Genomic DNA, 20485 nt, shown 5'->3' with positions numbered 1-20485 from the left:
GCGTTACAATAATCGGCTCGATTTTTGTTAGTTTTGTTTGTTTTTTAGAAAAATTCAAATAAAACAAGTAATTTCAAATGTTTACCAATATTTTTCTTTTTTAAAAATATTGTTAAGCGTTTTTATACCACTAAAAATTGCAGCATTTGTAAACAGTGGTGGCCATATCGGCCTGCGTAATTCCTTCTGAGCCCGTTCTGCAGGCGGGCTTGGTTTACTTTCCGAGGACTCCAGATGGCATACTCATATACCGAAAAGAAACGGATCCGTAAGAATTTTGGTAAATTGCCCCAAGTAATGGATGCACCGTACTTACTATCGATTCAGGTCGATTCGTACAGAACATTCTTGCAAGATGGCAAAACTCCAAAAAACCGCGAAGATATCGGTCTCCAAGCCGCATTTCGTTCAGTTTTTCCTATCGAAAGTTATTCTGGCAATGCTGCTTTAGAATTTGTTGAGTATAGCCTTGGTAAACCTGAGTTCGATGTACGCGAATGTATTCTTCGTGGTTCGACTTATGCGGCACCAATGCGCGTTAAAATTCGTTTGATTATTAAAGATCGCGAAACTAAATCAATTAAAGACGTACGAGAACAAGAAGTCTATATGGGTGAAATTCCACTCATGACTGAAAACGGTACATTCGTCATTAATGGTACTGAGCGTGTAATCGTATCTCAATTACATCGTTCACCAGGCGTTTTCTTTGATCACGATAAAGGTAAAACCCACTCAAGTGGTAAAGTGTTGTATTCAGCACGTATCATTCCTTACCGTGGTTCATGGTTAGACTTCGAATTTGATGCAAAAGACTTAGTTTACGTACGTATTGACCGTCGTCGTAAATTACTTGCTACTGTTGTGTTACGTGCACTAGGTTATAACAACGAACAAATCTTGAATTTGTTCTATGAAAAAGTACCTGTGTATCTTGACATGGGCAGTTATCAGATTGACCTAGTACCTGAACGTTTACGTGGGGAAATGGCTCAATTTGATATTGCTGACAATGACGGTAAAGTTATTGTTGAGCAAGGTAAACGTATTAATGCTCGTCATGTACGTCAAATGGAAGCTGCTGGTTTAACAAAACTTTCAGTTCCTGATGAATACTTATATGAGCGTATCACTGCTGAAAATATTACTTTGCGTGATGGTGAAGTAATTGCTGCGAATACTTTGTTAAGCCATGAAGTTATGGTGAAGTTGGCAGAAGGTGGTGTTAAACAGTTCAATATCTTGTTTACGAACGATATTGACCGTGGTTCGTTTGTTGCTGACACATTACGTGCAGATACAACAGCTGGCCGTGAAGAAGCATTAGTTGAAATTTATAAAGTAATGCGTCCAGGCGAGCCGCCAACAAAAGAAGCTGCTGAAAACTTATTCAATAACTTATTCTTCTCTTCTGAGCGTTATGACTTATCTCCAGTAGGTCGTATGAAGTTCAACCGTCGTTTGGGTCGTCCATACGAAGTTGGTACTGACCAGAAGTCACGTGAAGTAGAAGGTATTTTATCGCACGAAGATATCATTGATGTATTACGTACATTAGTTGAAATCCGTAACGGTAAAGGTGAAGTCGACGATATCGATCACTTGGGTAACCGTCGTGTACGTTCTGTTGGTGAAATGACTGAAAACCAATTCCGTGTTGGTTTGGTACGTGTTGAACGTGCTGTTAAAGAACGTTTAAGCCAAGCAGAAACAGATAACTTGTCTCCACAAGATCTAATTAACGCTAAACCAGTTGCAGCTGCAATCAAAGAATTCTTTGGTTCAAGCCAATTATCTCAGTTCATGGACCAAAACAACCCATTATCTGAGATTACGCATAAACGTCGTGTATCAGCGCTTGGGCCTGGTGGTTTAACACGTGAACGTGCGGGCTTTGAAGTCCGTGACGTACATCAAACTCACTATGGTCGTGTATGTCCAATTGAAACGCCTGAAGGTCCAAACATTGGTTTGATCAACTCGCTTTCAGTATATGCAAAAGCAAATGACTTCGGTTTCTTGGAAACACCTTACCGTAAAGTGGTAGATGGTCGAGTAACTGATGCAGTTGAATATCTTTCTGCGATTGAAGAAGTAGGTACTGTTATTGCACAGGCCGATTCTGCAGTAGATAAAGATGGCAACTTAACAGAAGAATTTGTTTCTGTTCGTCATCAAGGTGAATTCGTACGTATGCCACCAGAAAAAGTGACGCATATGGACGTTTCTGCTCAGCAGGTCGTATCTGTTGCTGCATCACTTATTCCATTCCTTGAACACGATGACGCGAACCGTGCGCTTATGGGTTCAAACATGCAACGTCAGGCAGTTCCTACTCTACGTGCGGATAAACCGCTTGTAGGTACAGGTATGGAAGCGAACGTTGCACGTGACTCAGGTGTGTGTGTGATCGCAAACCGTGGTGGTGCAATTGAATACGTAGATGCTTCTCGTATCGTTATTCGTGTAAACGAAGATGAAATGATTGCTGGTGAGGCGGGTGTAGATATCTACAACCTCATTAAATATACGCGTTCTAACCAAAACACTTGTATCAACCAAAATATTATCGTGAATTTGGGCGACAAAGTTGCTCGCGGTGATATCTTGGCAGACGGTCCGTCTACAGATATGGGTGAGCTTGCGCTTGGTCAAAACATGCGCGTTGCGTTCATGACTTGGAATGGTTACAACTATGAAGACTCGATCTTATTATCTGAGCGCGTACTTCAAGAAGACCGTTTAACTTCTATTCATATTCAAGAATTATCTTGTGTAGCGCGTGATACTAAGTTAGGTGCAGAAGAAATTACTGCCGATATTCCTAACGTTGGTGAAGCTGCACTTTCTAAACTTGATGAATCAGGTATCGTTTATATCGGTGCTGAAGTTACAGCAGGTGACATTCTTGTTGGTAAAGTAACGCCTAAAGGTGAAACTCAGTTAACTCCTGAAGAAAAATTGCTTCGTGCAATCTTTGGTGAGAAAGCAGCTGACGTTAAAGATTCATCTTTACGTGTTCCATCTGGTACAAAAGGTACAGTTATCGATGTTCAAGTCTTCACTCGTGATGGCTTAGAGAAAGATGACCGTGCATTGGCGATCGAAAAAGCACAACTTGATGCTTACCGTAAAGACTTGAAAGAAGAATACAAGATCTTTGAAGAAGCAGCTCGTGAGCGTGTAATTCGTTTGCTTAAAGGCCAAGAGTCTAATGGCGGTGGTTCAACTAAACGTGGTGACAAACTCGTTGAAGAAGTGTTATCTGGTTTAGAGCTTGTTGATTTACTTGAAATTCAACCGGCAGATGAAGCAATCGCTGAGCGTTTAACTCAAATTCAAGTGTTCTTAAAAGAAAAGAGCGCAGAAATTGACGAGAAATTCGCTGAGAAGAAACGTAAGCTTGCAACAGGTGATGAATTAACAACTGGCGTATTGAAAGTTGTTAAAGTTTACTTAGCTGTTAAACGTCGTATTCAGCCTGGTGATAAGATGGCTGGTCGTCACGGTAACAAGGGTGTTGTATCTAACATCTTACCTGTTGAAGACATGCCACACGATGCTAACGGTGTACCAGTAGATATCGTATTGAACCCGTTGGGCGTACCATCTCGTATGAACGTGGGTCAGATTCTTGAGACTCACTTAGGTATGGCGGCTAAAGGGCTTGGTGATAAAATCGAGAAAATGTTGAAAGAACAGCGTACAGTTTTAGAACTGCGTGAATTCTTAGACAAGATTTATAACAAAGTCGGTGGTGAGCAAGAAGATCTTGATAGCTTAACTGATGCTGAAGTCTTGGCACTTTCAGGCAACTTACGTGCTGGTGTACCTTTGGCTACTCCTGTATTCGATGGTGCTGAAGAAAGTCAAATTAAAGACTTGCTTGAGTTAGCTGGTATCTCTCGTACAGGTCAAACAGTATTGTTTGATGGCCGTACTGGTGAACAGTTTGATCGTCCTGTAACTGTAGGTTACATGTACATGCTCAAATTGAACCACTTGGTTGATGACAAGATGCATGCGCGTTCAACTGGTTCTTACTCTCTTGTTACACAGCAACCGCTTGGTGGTAAAGCACAATTCGGTGGTCAGCGTTTCGGTGAGATGGAGGTCTGGGCACTCGAAGCTTACGGCGCAGCATATACTCTCCAAGAGATGTTAACTGTTAAGTCGGATGACGTTGAAGGTCGTACACGCATCTATAAGAATATTGTAGATGGTAACCATTATATGGATCCGGGTATGCCTGAATCGTTCAACGTATTGACCAAAGAGATCCGTTCTTTAGGTATCAACATTGAACTGAAAAATGGTGATTAAGTCGTAAGACTCACGATTTTTTAGGTAAAAACAATATTTGTGACCCAGTCGGGTAAGCATTGCTTCCCGACACACGGAGAAAAAAATTGAAAGACTTGCTCGATATCATGCGTAAGAAAACGGACTCAGATGGTCATGCACCAATTGAGTTTGACCGTATCCGTATTGGTCTTGCGTCACCAGAAATGATTAAGTCATGGTCTCATGGTGAAGTTAAAAAACCTGAGACAATTAACTACCGTACTTTTAAACCAGAACGTGACGGTTTGTTCTGTGCCAAAATTTTTGGTCCAGTAAAAGATTACGAATGCTTGTGTGGTAAATACAAGCGTATGAAATACAAAGGCGTCATTTGTGAAAAATGTGGCGTTGAAGTAACTACAGCGAAAGTTCGTCGTGAACGTATGGGTCACATTGAACTTGCTTCTCCAGTTGCACATATCTGGTTCTTAAAATCGTTACCGAGCCGTATCGGTTTATTATTAGATATGACACTTCGTGATATCGAACGTGTATTGTATTTCGAATCATACGTTGTAACTGACCCAGGTATGACTCCGTTTGAAAAGTATCAACTTTTAACAGACGAAGAATACTTCAATGCACTTGAAGAACACGGTGATGAATTCACTGCGAAAATGGGTGCAGAAGCGGTTCAGGACTTGTTGAAAGATATCGATCTTGAAGCTGAAATCGCACGTTTACGTGAAGAAATTCCTCAAACAACTTCTGAAACGAAGTTGAAAAAAGCGTCTAAGCGCTTGAAATTGATGGAAGCATTCAAAGATTCAAACAACAAGCCAGAATGGATGGTGATGAATGTACTTCCGGTACTTCCGCCTGATTTACGTCCATTAGTTCCACTTGAAGGTGGTCGTTTCGCGACTTCTGACTTGAACGATTTATATCGTCGTGTCATTAACCGTAACAACCGTTTGAAGCGTCTTCTTGACCTTGCTGCTCCAGATATCATCGTACGTAACGAAAAACGTATGTTACAAGAGTCTGTAGATGCATTGCTTGATAACGGTCGTCGTGGTCGTGCAATTACTGGTTCTAACAAGCGTCCATTAAAATCTTTGGCAGATATGATCAAAGGTAAACAAGGTCGTTTCCGTCAGAACTTATTAGGTAAGCGTGTTGACTATTCTGGTCGTTCGGTAATTACTGTAGGTCCTACTTTACGTCTTCACCAATGTGGTCTTCCGAAGAAAATGGCACTTGAATTATTCAAGCCGTTCATTTTCGCGAAACTACAAGCTTCAGGTCAGGCGACTACCATTAAAGCTGCGAAGAAAATGGTTGAGCGTGAGACTCCGGAAGTTTGGGACGTTCTTGCTTCTGTAATTCGTCAACACCCAGTAATGTTGAACCGTGCGCCAACACTTCACCGTTTAGGTCTTCAAGCATTTGAACCTATTCTTATTGAAGGTAAGGCAATCCGTCTTCACCCACTCGTTTGTGCTGCGTTTAACGCCGACTTCGATGGTGACCAAATGGCGGTACACGTTCCATTGACACTTGAAGCACAGTTAGAAGCTCGTGCATTGATGATGTCAACAAACAACATCTTGTCACCAGCAAACGGTGAGCCAATCATTGTTCCTTCTCAGGACGTTGTCTTGGGTCTTTACTACATCACACGTGATGCTGTAAATGCCAAAGGTGAAGGCATGGTGTTCGCGGATACTCATGAAGTAAACCGTGCACTTGCTACTGGTCAGGTTGCGATCCATGCGCGTGTTAAAGTACGTGTACACCAAACTGTTATCAATGAAAATGGTGAACGTGAACATCAAACTATTATTGTTGATACAACACCTGGTCGTTGTTTGCTTTGGGAAATTGTTCCACAAGGCTTGAGCTTTGACATGATCAACCTTGAGATGACTAAAAAGAACATCTCTAAATTGATCAACTCTTGCTACCGTAAACTTGGTTTGAAAGATACAGTTATCTTTGCTGACCAATTAATGTACTTGGGCTTCCGTCAAGCGACTCGTTCAGGTGTATCTGTAGGTATGGAAGACATGCTCATTCCACCTACTAAGCACACAATTATTGATAAAGCAGAAACAGAAGTTCGTGAAATCGAACAACAGTTCGAACAAGGTTTCGTAACTGCTGGTGAGCGTTATAACAAAGTTGTCGATATCTGGGCGCGTACAAACGACCAAGTTGCTAAAGCAATGATGGATAACTTGTCTTATACACTTGTTAAAAACAAACAAGGTGAAGACGAGAAACAAAAATCATTCAACAGCATCTATATGATGTCTGACTCGGGTGCCCGTGGTAGTGCGGCGCAGATTCGTCAGCTTGCTGGTATGCGTGGTTTGATGGCAAAACCGGATGGCTCGATTATTGAGACTCCGATTAAAGCGAACTTCCGTGAAGGTTTAACAGTACTTCAGTACTTTATTTCAACACACGGTGCGCGTAAAGGTTTGGCCGATACAGCATTGAAAACTGCGAACTCTGGTTACTTGACTCGTCGTCTTGTAGACGTAGCGCAAGACTTGGTAATTACTGAACCTGACTGTGGTACAGCGGGTGGTTTAGTAATGACTCCATTCATTCAGGGTGGTGATGTCATCGAGCCATTACGTGACCGCGTATTAGGCCGTGTAACTGCTGAAGACGTACGTCGTGCATCTGATGATGAAGTTGTATTACCTCGTGGTACGTTAATTGACGAGAAAATCGCAGCTCAGCTTGAAGAAGCTGGTGTCGATGAAGTTAAAGTACGCTCTGTAATCGCATGTGAATCAACATTCGGTGTATGTGCTCGTTGTTATGGTCGTGACCTTGCACGTGGTCACTTGGTGAACCCAGGTGAATCAGTCGGTGTAATGGCTGCACAGTCAATCGGTGAGCCGGGTACACAGTTAACGATGCGTACGTTCCACGTTGGTGGTGCTGCGAGCCGAACTTCTGCTGCGAACAGTGTTCAAGTACGTAACAAAGGTACTGTACGTTTCCATAACGTGAAAACTGTACAACATGCAAAAGGCCATTTGGTTTCAGTTTCACGTTCAGGTGAAATTGGTATTGCCGATGATTTAGGTCGTGAGCGCGAGCGTTATAAACTTCCTTACGGTGCAAGCATCTTGTTGAAAGATGGTGAAGCTGTAGAAGCTGGCGGTATCGTAGCGACTTGGGATCCGCATACACATCCATTAGTAACAGAAGTTGCTGGTAAAGCGCGCTTCAGCCAAATCGCTGATGGCGTAACTGCAACATCGAAAACTGATGATGCAACTGGTATGACTACTGTTGAAATCTTGCCTGTAACAGCTCGTCCTGCTTCTGGTAAAGATTTACGTCCTGCAATCGTGTTGGATACAACAGATGGCGGCGAACAGTTCTACTTCTTGCCACAAAATACAATCGTAACTGTCCGTGATGGCGAAACAATTGGTGTGGGTGACGTTATTGGTCGTGTACCACAAGAAACATCACGTACTCGTGATATTACCGGTGGTCTTCCGCGTGTAGCTGACTTGTTCGAAGCGCGTAAGCCAAAAGAGCATGCAATTCTTGCTGAAGTATCAGGTGTTGTAAGCTTCGGTAAAGAGACTAAGGGTAAAAACCGTTTGGTAATTACTCCTGATGATGGTTCTGAGATTTACGAAGAATTGATTCCAAAATGGCGTCAAATCAACGTATTCGAAGGCGAGCATGTGAACCGTGGTGAGACTATTTCTGATGGTCCACAAAACCCACATGACATCTTGCGCTTGAAAGGTGAAGTTGCATTAACTAACTACATCGTGAACGAAGTTCAAGACGTTTACCGTCTCCAAGGTGTAAAAATCAACGATAAGCACATTGAAGTTATCGTACGTCAAATGTTGCGTAAAGTTGATATCACTGATGGCGGTGATACAAGCTTCATTAAAGGCGAGCAAGTGGATTACATCCGCGTTGTTCAAGAGAACCAAGCTGTCTTGGCTCAGAACAAGTTCCCTGCGAAGTTTGAACGTCAATTGATGGGTATTACGAAAGCATCGCTTTCTACTGACTCGTTCATCTCTGCTGCATCGTTCCAGGAAACAACTCGTGTGTTAACTGAAGCGGCTGTAACAGGTAAAGAAGATGATTTACGTGGCTTGAAAGAAAACGTTGTAGTAGGTCGTTTGATTCCAGCAGGTACTGGTCTTGCATACCACTTAGAGCGTCGTCGTCAAGAAGCAGAAGCTGCAGAGCATGAGCTTCATAATGACTTCAGCGAAGTAGACCAAGCATTTAGCCAAGCATTAAACTCTGAGCAATTCTAAGTTTAGACTGGCACTAAAAAAGGCACCTTAGGGTGCCTTTTTTATTTATATTTATTTATAACAATTTTAAATTGTAATTACATAAACATATTAAAGAGCAATTATTTTATTACTTAAGCGGGATAAAGACTCCACAAAAACACATTAGGCTACCTGCTTATGAAGACTGGAGTAAATCTAATGAAAAAAATGATGATGATTGTTAGTGTTGGCCTGATGTCTACAACTTTGTTTGTTGGTTGTCAAAATGCAAGCCCAGAAAGTCAACGTATTGGTTCAGCTGCTATTGGTGGTGGCGCAGGGGGTGCGGTAGGAAAACACGTGGGCGGTAATATCGGTGCAGGTCTAGGAGCGGCACTGGGTGCAGGTGTTGCGGCTAATGCAAAAGGGTCTAGTAGTAAAACCGTACGTAATAGTGCAATTGGTGCTGGTGTCGGCGCTGTATTAGGTGGAGCAATTATTGGTGGTGACGCTGGTGCTGCTACAGGTGGAGCATTGGGTGGTAGTGCTGGTGCAGCCTATGAAGAGAAGAAAGGGAAGTACTAAAAGTATCCTTAATAATTGTTAAACTATAGAAGTCTTTATGTGATTAAAGACTTCTTTTTTATAATTAAAATTTTGCTTAATAAATATAAAAGGCAGAGCTTTACAAAATATCAATCGATTAGGACAGACGGATAACACAATCTGATCAAATTCCTCATAAAAGGGGATTATTCTTTTCTCTAGAACAGATCATTGTGAGAACGGTCATGAAAAAAACAATTGGATTAGTTTCTGCTTTAATGTTGTCTACACTTATGTTCACAGGCTGCCAAAATATGAGCCCATCTGACCAACGTATTGGTGCAGCAGCAGCAGGTGGAGCACTTGGTGGTGGTTTAGGTAACCACGTAGGTGGTGGTATTGGTGCAGGCTTAGGCGCAGCGGTAGGTGCAGGCGTAGGTTCTAATACCCAAGGCGGCAGTAAACAGACAACGACTAAGAGTGCGATTGGTGCTGGTATCGGTTCAGTCGTAGGTAAAGCACTCATTGGTGGTGACTCTGGTGCTGCAATTGGCGGTGCAATCGGTGGTGGTGCTGGTGCTGCGATTGAAGAGAAAAGATAAAAAATTAACAAATAAAAAATAAGCGCTTTTAGCGCTTATTTTTATTGAGGAAAAGGTTTTGCTTTTTTTCGTCTGATATAAAGCGTTTTCTGAACCTCTGCAATTCTTACCCCAGATTCATCAAAAATGTTTAGATGATATGTTCTTAAAACAGGTTCATAGTTCTCGGCAAGTTCACGAATTTGTTCTATTTCAGCTAAATCAACTCGAATATCTGCATGTACAGTACTGCGTCCTGGGGAAAGAAAATTAATTTCAGCTGCTTTATCCCAAACAATATACTTTGATCCGAGATGATGCATAAGAATCATCATATAAAATGGGTCAACCATTGAATAAAGACTTCCACCAAAATGTGTACCGACTAAATTTTGGTTTTTCCACGTCAGCGGCATTTTTACACGCACATGGCAAAGTTCTAAATTCATGATTTCAATATAAATCCCTGCGCCACGATAAGGGGGATAGTGATTAAATAGAAATTTTGAAATCGTAGGATTGTTCTGAAGTCTTCTTAAAATAGCCATAATAGTCAATTTTTTTTATTGCAACAGTATTCATACTAGATAAGTATCATCTTTTTTATATTGATGGCAATGCTCTATCCGACTAACGACATGATCGATTGAAAAACAAGATAGGAAATGATTATGCAGCCAAAAGTTCATACAGTAACAACAAGTGATCAACAAACGCTTTGTGCTAAAACATGGGGTGACGAAAAAAATACTCCCTTGGTTTTAGTACATGGTTATCCAGACAATCAAGAAGTATGGGAATCAATCATTGAGCATTTAATCAATGACTTCTATATTGTTACTTACGATGTGCGTGGAGCTGGTTTATCATCTATACCAAAACGTATACGTGATTACCGTTTAGAGCGTTTATCTCTAGATCTCCAAGAAGTTGTTGATGAGCTATTGCCAAATCGCCAATTCCATATGGCTGCACATGATTGGGGATCAATTCAGTCTTGGGAGTCTGTCACCGAGCCTAAGTTCAAAGGTCGTTTATCATCATACACCACCATTTCTGGACCATGTCTTGATCATGCCGCTTTATTTTTACGTGATAAATTTAAATCTTCACCATCTCAAATCTTAAAAATATTAACCAAATCTTGGTATATCGGGGCATTCCATCTTCCGTTATTAGCACCAACTGTATGGTCTCTTTTTAGCCCAGAAAAATGGGGGAAAGTTCTTACTCAGTTGGAGAGGAAAAGTAATTTACCTTTAAATAATAATATTAATGCTGATGGTAAATATGGCATTAATTTATATCGTGCCAATTTTATTCCTCGCTTAACCGACCCACGTCAACGTTATGCGCAGTGTCCAGTAAAAGCTGTTATTTTAAAATATGATACTTTTGTAAGCCCAGAATACATCACTGAGGCCATGCCAAAGTGGGTTGAAAAATTTGAATATGTAGAGCTTAATGCAAATCACTGGGCCATTCTGAGTGAGCCAGAGAAAATAGCAACTCATATTCGTGAGTTTATTAAAGCTCAAGCGTAACAGTTAAATAACTGCATAAAACTGTTAATTCGGCGATATTTTCGGCTTCATAGATATGAATCTGCTAGAATATCGCCTTTTGTTTTGCTCTGAACTTATTCATGAATGCTGTCGTTATTGCGATTGCAGTGATGTTCTTATTATCACTGGCGCGCGTTTCTGTCGTACTGACTTTAGTGGTTTCTGCCATTGTGGGCGGCCTCGTAGCAGGTTTAAGCCTTTCTCAAACCGTTGAAGCTTTTAACGCTGGTCTTGGCGATGGTGCTGAAGTTGCACTTGCCTATGCAGTGTTAGGGGCATTTGCTCTGGCTCTATCAAAATCTGGTTTACCTGATTTACTTGCCCATAAGCTGATTGGTCTATTGGGAATGGAAGCTGGAAAAAGCCGTCAGACTAAAGTGAAATATCTCCTCTTAGGTATTTTATTAATTTCTGCTATTTTCTCTCAAAACCTTATTCCAGTTCATATTGCCTTTATTCCTGTACTGGTTCCGCCACTGTTACGGGTAATGAACCATTTAAAATTAGACCGCCGCGCCGCAGCCTGTGTACTTACGTTAGGTTTGGTTGGTACTTATATTTTTCTTCCGGTTGGATTTGGTGCAATTTTCCTTGAACAGATTCTGATGGGAAATATCAACAAAATTGGGGCAGCGTACGGCTTGCATGTTGATCGGGCAATGATGCCAATTGGCATGGCTATTCCTGTTTTAGGTATGGTATTAGGCACCTTGGTTGCTGTATTTATTAGCTACCGTAAACCAAGAATTTATGCTGATCGTGCGATTACACCTGTGACCACGATTGATTTAGATAAACCTATTCGTGCAACTACTCAAGTTGAAACAGCCGACTTAAAAGCAGATGCTGAAGAGTTAAAGCATGAAGCAGAGCAAGCACCAGTTATTGCAAAGAAAACGATCTTGATGGCACTACTCGCGATTGGCTTGACACTTGCTGCGCAGCTGTATTCAGGTTCGATGATTTTGGGTGGTTTAGTCGGTTTTGCTGTTCTATCTACTGCCGGAATTTTTAAATGGCAAGATGCAGATGATGTTTTTGTACAAGGCATGCGAATGATGGCTTTAGTGGGCTTTATCATGATTTCTGCTGCCGGTTTCGCCTCAGTAATGACTCATACTGGTGATATTAATCAGTTAGTAAATGGTGTAGTCGAGATTATTGGAGATAACCGTGCACTTGCAGCATTCTTAATGCTTTGTATTGGCTTATTTGTGACAATTGGTATTGGTTCATCTTTCTCAAGTGTTCCTGTATTAGCTGTTATTTACGTGCCTTTATGCGTGCAGTTTGGTTTCTCACCATTAGCAACGATTGCACTTATTGGTACAGCAGCAGCATTAGGTGATGCTGGATCGCCAGCCTCTGATTCAACCTTAGGGCCAACAGCTGGTTTAGGAGTAGATGGGCAACACGATCATATTTGGGATACAGTCGTACCTACCTTTATTCACTTTAATATTCCGCTATTAATTTTTGGCTGGATTGCTGCAATGGTTTTATAAAGTTTTTATAAAATATTAAAGTATAAACCTTCTTAATCATGATCTTTAGATTTAAATTAAGAAGGTTTTTTATTGTCTAAATAAAACATGTATTTAAAATAAATTATATTAAAATACTCGGAATTTGAAAGTATATTAAAATAGTTGGTAATATAAAATAATCTTGATTAATGAGGTTGGGATAAAAACCTATTAAAATAGTTGGATAATATATAATTTTATTTAAAACAGTAGTTTAAAAATAAACTATAAAATAATTTTATAATGAGTATTGCATGGTTTTAAAATAAATGTTTATTATAAATATAAATAAGGTTGGAGATATTAAAGTGTTCAAAAAAGCTTTGGTTATTGCATTAATGGGGATGTCTTCTTTTACTTTTGCTGGTAACTGGCAAGTGAAATTTGGTGGTAGTGTTATTGCTCCATCTGAAGATACAACAACACCTTTAGGCGTGGTAAAAGCAGATCATGAATATGCATTTACACCATCGGTAGAATACTTTTTTGGTCAGTCTCCATTTTCGGCAGAATTATTATTAGCAGCACCGGTTAATCATGATGTATTGCTAGATGGTAAAAATGTAGCGCGTATTAAACAGTTACCACCCACAATTACAGCAAAATATCATTTTAAAAACTCTACACGTTTCACTCCGTATATTGGTATTGGTGCTACAGCATTTATTCCTTGGGACGAGCAAGGCGTTGCTGACAAAGTAAAAGAAGACTTTGGTGTGGCAGGACAAGTTGGTTTTAATTTCCAACCTGCTGATGCTAAAAACTGGGGTGTATTTGTAGATGTACGTTATGCTGATTTAAGCCCAGAAGTTACCTTAACAAATGGTGCTAAATTTGATCTAGATATTAATCCGTTTGTTTATACTTTAGGTTATAGCTATAAATTTTAAGCATAATAATAAATAGAAAAATATAATAATAAACCTAGACTCAGGCACCTCACATATATTTTATGTGAGGTTTTTTTATGGATTTTATTTGCACTAAAAAAAGCATAAAACAGACAGTTTTATACATATTTTCTGCAAGTTTTTTTCTAAACTAATTTCTATTCATTACAAGCATGGGAATAAAAACATGAATAACAAATTAGCGATTTGTTTAGCACTTTTGAGTGGTATTGCTTTTACTCAAAATTTACAAGCTGCAAGTTTTTCGTGCGATGCTGCAAAAACGAAAACGGAAAAAAGTATTTGTAAAAACCGTTCTTTAAATGATGCAGATGTAAAAATGGCAACGACGTATCAAATCGTTTTGCATGCTTTACCTATGGGTGGGCGAGATAACCAGAAAGATACTCAGCAACAATGGCTGAAAAAAAGAAATGCTTGTGCTGCCAATGTCAGTTGTATTAGCAAAGCTTACCAACAACGTCAAAAGCAGTTAGATACGATATTGCAAGATAGGGTGTTAAGCCACGGCCCATTTTAATTAGAGTAAAAATTTTTGATATTCAGGATTGAAAAATTCTAGAAGTACTCCATTCATAAAGCATTCGAGAACAAACAGCTTCAAAATTTAAGGAGTGATTTATGAGTGAACAAGCATCACAAAATTATAGTTTCCAAGCAGAAGTTGCCCAGCTTTTACATTTAGTGACGCATTCTCTCTATTCTAACCCTGAGATTTTCTTACGTGAGCTTATCTCTAATGCATCAGATGCATGTGATAAGTTACGTTTTGAAGGAATTAATCATCCTGAATATTATGAAAATGATCCAGACTTACATGTACGAATCAGTTTAAATAAAGAAGATAAAACGTTAACGATTTCTGATAATGGTATTGGTTTAAGCCAGCAAGAAGCAATTGATAACTTAGGTACAATTGCTAAGTCAGGTACTAAAGATTTCATGTCAAAATTAACTGGCGATCAAAAAGCAGATGCTCAGTTGATTGGTCAATTTGGTGTGGGTTTTTATTCAGGTTTTATTGTTGCCGACAAGATTACGGTTGAATCACGCCGTGCGGGTCTAGAGGCATCTGAAGGGGTGCGCTGGATTAGTGGTGGTACAGGCGAGTTTGAAGTTCAGCAAATTGATAAAGCCTCACGTGGTACTGACATTATTCTTCACTTACGTGATGATGCGCTTGATTATTTAGAATCTTATAAAGTTAAGCAAATCGTTAATAAATATTCTGACCACATTAGCTTGCCAATTGAAATGCAAAAAGAAGTTTGGCAGGAAGAAGAAGTTGCTGAAGGTGAAGAGCCTAAAGGCGGCCAAATGGTCAAAACTGACGAGTGGGAAGCGATTAACTCGGCAAGTGCTTTATGGACACGTAACAAAAGCGAAGTGACTGAAGAGCAATATATTGAGTTCTATAAAAACTTAACTCATGACTTTGAAGCACCACTCGCTTGGGCACACAACCGTGTTGAAGGTAGTACGGAATATACCCAGTTACTTTATATTCCAAGTAAAGCACCACATGACATTTTTACTCGTGAAGCAAAAGCGGGAATTAAGCTATATGTAAAACGCGTCTTTATTATGGACGATGCGGATAATTTAATTCCAAACTATTTGCGCTTTGTGCAAGGTGTAGTGGACAGCGCTGATTTACCGCTTAATGTTAGCCGTGAGTTGTTGCAAGAAAGCCGTGATGTCAAAACGATTCGTGAAGGTAACGCACGCCGTGTATTAACTGTACTTGATGGTTTGGCTAAATCGGAAGATGAAAAAGACCAAGAAAAATTTAAGACCTTCTACAGTGAGTTTGGTTCAGTACTTAAAGAAGGCTTGGGCGAAGACTTTGGTAACCGTGAACGTATTTTAAAATTATTACGTTATGCGACTTCAACAAATGATGAAGTAACGACTTCTTTTGCTGACTATAAGGCACGTATGAAAGAGGGCCAAAAAGCCATCTATTATGTGACTGCTGACAGTCTAGCAGCAGCGAAAAACTCGCCGCAGCTTGAGTTGTTTAAGAAAAAAGGCATTGAAGTGTTATTAATGGCAGAGCGTGTTGACGAATGGGCAATGAATTTTGTTCAAGAGTTTGACAGTACACCATTAAAGAATGTGTCGAAAGGGGCTGTTGATTTAGGCGATTTGCAAGATGCTGAAGAGAAGAAAGCACTTGAGCAAGCAGCTGAACAGTTTAAGCCTGTTGTTGAGAAACTAAGTGACTCATTAAAGGCTAAAACTAAAGAAGTACGTGTAACTACACGACTAGTTGATTCTCCAGCGTGTTTAGTAACAAGTGAAGGTGAGTTGTCTCCACAACTTATTCGTATGCTTAAACAAGCGGGGCAAGCCGTACCTGAAATTAAGCCAATTTTAGAAATTAACCCTGAGCATCCTTTAGTGAAAAAACTTGAAGGCTCAGAGCAATTTGATGACTTGGCAAATGTGATTTTCGATCAGGCTGTGATTGCTGAAGGTGGTTTACCTGAAGACCCAGCAGCTTACATGAAACGCATTAATAGCTTATTGTTGAAATAATTTTTTGATATAAAAAAAGCCTCTGAACTGTCAGGGGCTTTTTTGTGGATAAAGAAAGAGTTATCCACAACCTGATGATTTTTGTTTAAAAATTAGCTTCAAGATTCATTTGCACACTGAGTTGGTGTTTCGGATCATCATCAATATGGTTAAAAAAATTAAGATCATTTTGCATAAAAATCCAATCTCTCCATATCGGTTGACGCCATGAAATATAAGGCCCCCAGCTATTTAGTCGAATATCATTTTTAGTATATACGCCACCGCTATAAATACCGTAAGTCAGGCTATTATCTTTCACAAACTCAAATTGTTGAAAAGTCCAATTGCCCCAGTTGTAATCTTCATTTTCGCTCTTGTTCACATTAAATTTATTAGAAAATAATGTGTTATCTTGCATTTTCTGCGTTAAGTTTAGGGTAGTTTCAGAATAATTTCGGCTGGTAGAGCCGTAACGAAAGATCTGTTCTGTATCAATTCTAATGTTATGTCTCAAATTCCATTTCTTCTTTGCTAAAAATTGTACGTAGATATCACTATCTGAATTTGAGCCTAAATCGAGGTCATTTTCAAAAGGCATCCATGTTGAAATGGTGGCCCAGCTCGCACTCAGTGGATTTGTGACTGAAACCTGAGTTGATGAATTCTTCTTCTTTCTTTTACCCAAAGCTTTATACGTTTGTTCAGGTTGAGTCGCACGTTTCCATAACGTATCATTTCCAAATACAGCCATAAGCTCTTGAATTAAACCAGCATCAGATAAAGTATTGTTTGCTTCTACTTCACAAGGTGAGCGTGAAAGTGATTGTCTTTTTACTTTAGCGAAACTCGTAGAAGAATAGGGATAACGCCGTGACCGTTGGTGTTTTAAAGAGTTATAAAAAAAATGAGTATGTGGAAGTAAAGCTAATACACCTAAACTATAAATACAAATGAAGACTGTCGATTTATTTTGAAATGGAGAAGAAAATTGATTCATTTTTAAAGATAAGGAATCAAAAACAAAAATTAGAACAGTACTTTAGAAGGCTAAGCTTAAAATTTTATTTAAAAGTATTTTGTTATTTATCACCTTGGATGAGGTCCAAGGTGATGTTTGCTAGCTTAGAAAAGTGCTTCTAAACGTAAGAAGGTGCTGACAAAATGATTACGGTCTTCGCGGTGGTCATTAAAGTAATTTACATCGCCTTGTACAAAGAACCATTCACGTAAAACGGGTTGGCGCCATGAAACAAAGGGTCCCCAACTGTTTAAACGTAAGTCATTGTCGTTGTAATAACCGCTAGTATAAATACCATAGTTAAAACGGTTGTTTGCAAAGAAACTGTGCTCGCGGAATGTTCGGTTTTCCCAAGCTAGATCGTCATCTTGATCATCGGCATAGGTTAGGCTGAACTGATTGGATAAAATCGGTTGATTCGGTCTAGCATGGGTAAGTTCAAGATTAGTACGTAAGTAGTTTTCGCTGTCTATGCCGTAACGATAAATTTGTTCAGCATAAAACTTAAAATCATTACGAAGTTGCCAATCTCTCGATGCTTTTAAACGAACATAAATATCGTCCCCAGAACGAATACCTAAGTCGGCATCGGTTTCGAAAGGCAGTTTTTTAGAAAAATTTGACCAACGTAAGGCAATTGAGCTGTTGTCATCTCGAGTTCGTTTGCCATCTAATTTTTTATTTGGATCTTGATTCGGATTCTGATTAATATTGGCTGGACTGTTATTAAATTCATCATCTAAAGAATCATCACCAAATACCACGCTTAAACGTTTTTCTAGCGTAGGGAGCTTAATTTTACCGCGAATTCTGGGCTTAATTTCAAAGTTGTCGTATTCATTCCAATAGTTATCAACCATTACCCGAATAGTTGCACTAGCTGGTTTTTGTGGATCAACTTCACCAAACCAATTATCAATTTTTTCAGAAGTACGATCGGCCCAATTACGAATTTTCTTTTGCTTACGATCAACCCAGGTTTGATCTTCGGTTTGTTCGGTAGGTGGAACAATAGGCTCATTAGATTGCTCTGGAAAAATGGTTGGGGTTGCGTCCACCCAACGCGGAATTTGATCTAAGAGATTTTCGTCTGTGGTGACTTCAGTTTGTACTCCAGATGATGTACTTCCTACTTGTTGGTTTGCAGAAGAAGAGGCGGTCTCTGCATGAGCGATGCATACTGAACCAAATCCAATCGTTAAAAGTGCAAAAAGCTGCCGGTACGGCATTACATGAAATGTTTTCATATCTATCTTTATGTTTTGTTGTTGTTTCCACTTTTGTTGATTTTTCTAATAAAATCAAGAGGGAGACACAAAAGTTAAGTAAATTTAACTTTTTTTACATATTTGAAATAAATGAAAAAGTTTAAGCTATTAGCGATTATTTTTAGCCAAAAAAAATCCCCCAGTGAAGGGGGATGATAGATCAAGGAAACTTCAAATTCCGATCATTAAACACATAAAAAACAGAACATTACAGCGCGAATATTCTAAGCGGCAATAATAAACTGATTTTTAGCAATTAGATAGTTCTTTTTTTAGAACGCTCTATTGCTAAAATGATGATAAAACATACGATTTGATCACATTTTAATTGTGTTCATTTATTTCTTTGGAATATCGCAAGTTTCATCGGTACAAGCAGCTGCATCATCTTGCTCGACTTCTTCACTATCTGCTTTGATTTGTGCTTTTTCCAAAACTTGTAAAAAGACTTCACGTGGTTGAGCGCCAGCAAGAGCGATTCTTTGGTCAAATACAAAAAATGGCACGCCAGTTACATTAAGCTGCTCACGTGCAATTTTTTCATCATGACGGACAAAGTCAGATAGTTCGTTGGTATCTAGTACGTATTCAACTTCAGCATTGTCTAAACCAATACGAGATGCAATTTCTTCTACAACTTCACGTTCGCCAATTGCGAGACCTTCGGTCATATAAGCATGGAAAAAAGCTTCTTTAGCTTCATTACCTAAACCTTTGCTTTGCGCAAGGTGAATAATACGGTGTGCATTAAAACTATTGCCTGAGTTGGCTTTTTGCCATTGAAAATCAATACCTTCAGAAGCAGCCATGGCCGCAATATTGCGCTCCATTTCTTCCATCTCTTCATAGGTACGGCCATATTTTTTAGCTAGACGTTCAGTATTTGAAGTGTCATGTTTAGCTGGCGCATCAGGATCTAATTCAAAACTATGCCAGTGAATTTCAAGATCAATACCTGCTTCAGCAGCTACATGCTCAAGGCGTTTTTTACCAATATAACAAAAAGGGCAAACTACATCAGACCAGACATCAACACGCATGGGAGAATCTCATAAATTTTAATTACCCATCATAATAGGGATGATGGATAAGGATTTAAAGCTTTGGGTAGCGAATACAGTGTTGCGTATTGTGAAATAAATGGCATATAAAGAAGAATAAGCTCTATTTTATAACTATAAAGAGCAAAACTATAAGAAGGGAAATAGGAGGTGTGTATGCGCCGAGTTTTGATTGCGATTGCAAGTCTGATTGTTATCACAAGCATTATTTTTTTCACCTATCAACATATCAAACAGCAGCAGGCCAAAGACAGTAGTCAAATGTTTGATGTCGTCATGACTGAAAAAATGAATCAGCTTTATGACCAAGCACAAGACTGGTCTAAACCCGTCCAGCTCGATATTCACGATAAGCGTTTGGCAGGACACTATAAGCAAATTTCAGAATTTCTTTTAAGTTATTGGATTCAAAATATTAATGCACGTAATGCATACTTAAGAGAACTTAAAGCAGCTAAATGGGATACTTTTTTAAATGTGGACCGTTTAGATCTTGATAAAAAACAAAAATTTGCAGAAACCGAAAAGATGCTAGCTGATGTCCGTAAAGCGTCAGATCAGTATCAGACTGAATATGAAAAGATTCATAAAACTTTCTTAGCGAAGGTTCAAGAGTTATCTGTTGATGCAGAGATGAGGCAACTTCTTGAAATGAAATTGGGAACTCAACAAAAAGCAGATCAAGATCATGCAATTTTTATGATTGAGCTACAAATTTTAGATAAAGCAGAAGAAATGTTTAAACTTCTAAAAAATTATGAATGGCAAAAGAAAGATCAGATGATTCTTTTTCATGAAAATGCTCAGGTCAAAAAATTTAACGGGCTTTATCAAGATGTTCTAAAGCTAAATGCAAAAATTGAAAAAATTAAGAAAAAGAATGTAGCTGCACTCGAAGGAGATTTAAAAGAATAAGCAAAGC

Annotated in this window: 14 protein-coding genes; 10 read left to right on the top strand and 4 right to left on the bottom strand. The window is 39.2% G+C overall.

The features are described 5' to 3' along the window. The first annotated feature begins 234 nt into the window (after window positions 1–234). From rpoB to H7R46_RS17155, 4 genes are all read left to right on the top strand, one after another. Window positions 235–4323 (top strand): DNA-directed RNA polymerase subunit beta, encoded by a 4089-nt coding sequence (gene rpoB / locus H7R46_RS17170; protein ID WP_002114857.1) that lies wholly within the window; start codon window positions 235–237, stop codon window positions 4321–4323. Between the two features lie 86 nt (window positions 4324–4409). Further along, window positions 4410–8603, top strand: coding sequence for a DNA-directed RNA polymerase subunit beta' (gene rpoC, locus H7R46_RS17165; RefSeq protein WP_002114988.1), 4194 nt, complete (start codon window positions 4410–4412; stop codon window positions 8601–8603). A gap of 180 nt (window positions 8604–8783) precedes the next feature. Continuing rightward, entirely contained in the window at window positions 8784–9149 is a 366-nt protein-coding gene (locus H7R46_RS17160) for a hypothetical protein (RefSeq protein ID WP_005065793.1), read from the top strand. Window positions 9150–9355: 206 nt separating this feature from the next. Next, on the top strand, window positions 9356–9712 hold the full coding sequence (locus H7R46_RS17155) for a hypothetical protein (RefSeq protein ID WP_002115127.1): 357 nt from the start codon (window positions 9356–9358) through the stop codon (window positions 9710–9712). 41 nt (window positions 9713–9753) lie between these two features. Here the strand turns inward: H7R46_RS17155 and H7R46_RS17150 are convergent, their stop codons facing one another. Beyond that, window positions 9754–10239 carry a DUF4442 domain-containing protein gene (locus tag H7R46_RS17150; RefSeq protein WP_005079397.1) on the bottom strand — a complete coding sequence of 162 codons (486 nt, stop codon included), beginning with the start codon at window positions 10237–10239 and terminating at the stop codon, window positions 9754–9756. Window positions 10240–10356: 117 nt separating this feature from the next. Here H7R46_RS17150 and H7R46_RS17145 point away from each other — a divergent pair, with 117 nt between their 5' ends. From H7R46_RS17145 to htpG, 5 genes are all read left to right on the top strand, one after another. Then, on the top strand, window positions 10357–11235 hold the full coding sequence (locus H7R46_RS17145) for an alpha/beta fold hydrolase (RefSeq protein ID WP_078224381.1): 879 nt from the start codon (window positions 10357–10359) through the stop codon (window positions 11233–11235). 101 nt (window positions 11236–11336) lie between these two features. Further along, window positions 11337–12761 (top strand): Na+/H+ antiporter family protein, encoded by a 1425-nt coding sequence (locus H7R46_RS17140; protein WP_002114813.1) that lies wholly within the window; start codon window positions 11337–11339, stop codon window positions 12759–12761. 329 nt (window positions 12762–13090) lie between these two features. Continuing rightward, a complete protein-coding gene (locus H7R46_RS17135) occupies window positions 13091–13672 on the top strand; it encodes an OmpW/AlkL family protein (RefSeq protein WP_014208202.1) in 582 nt (193 codons plus the stop codon). Between the two features lie 187 nt (window positions 13673–13859). Next, window positions 13860–14213 carry a lysozyme inhibitor LprI family protein gene (locus H7R46_RS17130; RefSeq protein ID WP_001060531.1) on the top strand — a complete coding sequence of 118 codons (354 nt, stop codon included), beginning with the start codon at window positions 13860–13862 and terminating at the stop codon, window positions 14211–14213. 101 nt (window positions 14214–14314) lie between these two features. Beyond that, complete coding sequence (htpG, locus tag H7R46_RS17125) at window positions 14315–16234, top strand: molecular chaperone HtpG (protein WP_032012490.1); 1920 nt, start codon at window positions 14315–14317, stop codon at window positions 16232–16234. Window positions 16235–16319: 85 nt separating this feature from the next. On the opposite strand, the gene H7R46_RS17120 is transcribed toward htpG, so the two are convergent. The 3 genes from H7R46_RS17120 to H7R46_RS17110 form a co-directional block, all read right to left on the bottom strand. Further along, on the bottom strand, window positions 16320–17213 hold the full coding sequence (locus H7R46_RS17120; protein WP_017398710.1) for a hypothetical protein: 894 nt from the start codon (window positions 17211–17213) through the stop codon (window positions 16320–16322). A 125-nt stretch (window positions 17214–17338) separates the two neighbouring features. Then, window positions 17339–18481 carry a hypothetical protein gene (locus H7R46_RS17115; protein ID WP_032012487.1) on the bottom strand — a complete coding sequence of 381 codons (1143 nt, stop codon included), beginning with the start codon at window positions 18479–18481 and terminating at the stop codon, window positions 17339–17341. A gap of 359 nt (window positions 18482–18840) precedes the next feature. Continuing rightward, window positions 18841–19542, bottom strand: a complete 702-nt coding sequence (locus H7R46_RS17110) for a DsbA family oxidoreductase (protein WP_002114847.1) — start codon at window positions 19540–19542, stop codon at window positions 18841–18843. 177 nt (window positions 19543–19719) lie between these two features. Between H7R46_RS17110 and H7R46_RS17105 the strand changes: the two genes are divergently transcribed. Next, entirely contained in the window at window positions 19720–20478 is a 759-nt protein-coding gene (locus tag H7R46_RS17105; protein WP_002114707.1) for a hypothetical protein, read from the top strand. The last annotated feature ends 7 nt before the right edge of the window (window positions 20479–20485 follow it).

Source organism: Acinetobacter sp. BEC1-S18-ESBL-01, from assembly GCF_014169935.1.
Classification (GTDB): Bacteria; Pseudomonadota; Gammaproteobacteria; order Pseudomonadales; family Moraxellaceae; genus Acinetobacter; species Acinetobacter pittii.
This window is presented reverse-complemented; position numbering and strand designations above follow the sequence as displayed.

What these genes read in the sequence shown, in the direction of transcription:
- H7R46_RS17110 (WP_002114847.1), bottom strand. Translation starts at nt 19,542, where the DNA reads ATGCGTGTTGATGTCTGGTCTGATGTAGTTTGCCCTTTTTGTTATATT.
- H7R46_RS17160 (WP_005065793.1), top strand. Translation starts at nt 8,784, where the DNA reads ATGAAAAAAATGATGATGATTGTTAGTGTTGGCCTGATGTCTACAACT.
- H7R46_RS17130 (WP_001060531.1), top strand. Translation starts at nt 13,860, where the DNA reads ATGAATAACAAATTAGCGATTTGTTTAGCACTTTTGAGTGGTATTGCT.
- H7R46_RS17155 (WP_002115127.1), top strand. Translation starts at nt 9,356, where the DNA reads ATGAAAAAAACAATTGGATTAGTTTCTGCTTTAATGTTGTCTACACTT.
- htpG (WP_032012490.1), top strand. Translation starts at nt 14,315, where the DNA reads ATGAGTGAACAAGCATCACAAAATTATAGTTTCCAAGCAGAAGTTGCC.
- H7R46_RS17105 (WP_002114707.1), top strand. Translation starts at nt 19,720, where the DNA reads ATGCGCCGAGTTTTGATTGCGATTGCAAGTCTGATTGTTATCACAAGC.
- rpoB (WP_002114857.1), top strand. Translation starts at nt 235, where the DNA reads ATGGCATACTCATATACCGAAAAGAAACGGATCCGTAAGAATTTTGGT.
- H7R46_RS17120 (WP_017398710.1), bottom strand. Translation starts at nt 17,213, where the DNA reads ATGAATCAATTTTCTTCTCCATTTCAAAATAAATCGACAGTCTTCATT.
- H7R46_RS17140 (WP_002114813.1), top strand. Translation starts at nt 11,337, where the DNA reads ATGAATGCTGTCGTTATTGCGATTGCAGTGATGTTCTTATTATCACTG.
- H7R46_RS17115 (WP_032012487.1), bottom strand. Translation starts at nt 18,481, where the DNA reads ATGAAAACATTTCATGTAATGCCGTACCGGCAGCTTTTTGCACTTTTA.
- H7R46_RS17150 (WP_005079397.1), bottom strand. Translation starts at nt 10,239, where the DNA reads ATGGCTATTTTAAGAAGACTTCAGAACAATCCTACGATTTCAAAATTT.
- H7R46_RS17145 (WP_078224381.1), top strand. Translation starts at nt 10,357, where the DNA reads ATGATTATGCAGCCAAAAGTTCATACAGTAACAACAAGTGATCAACAA.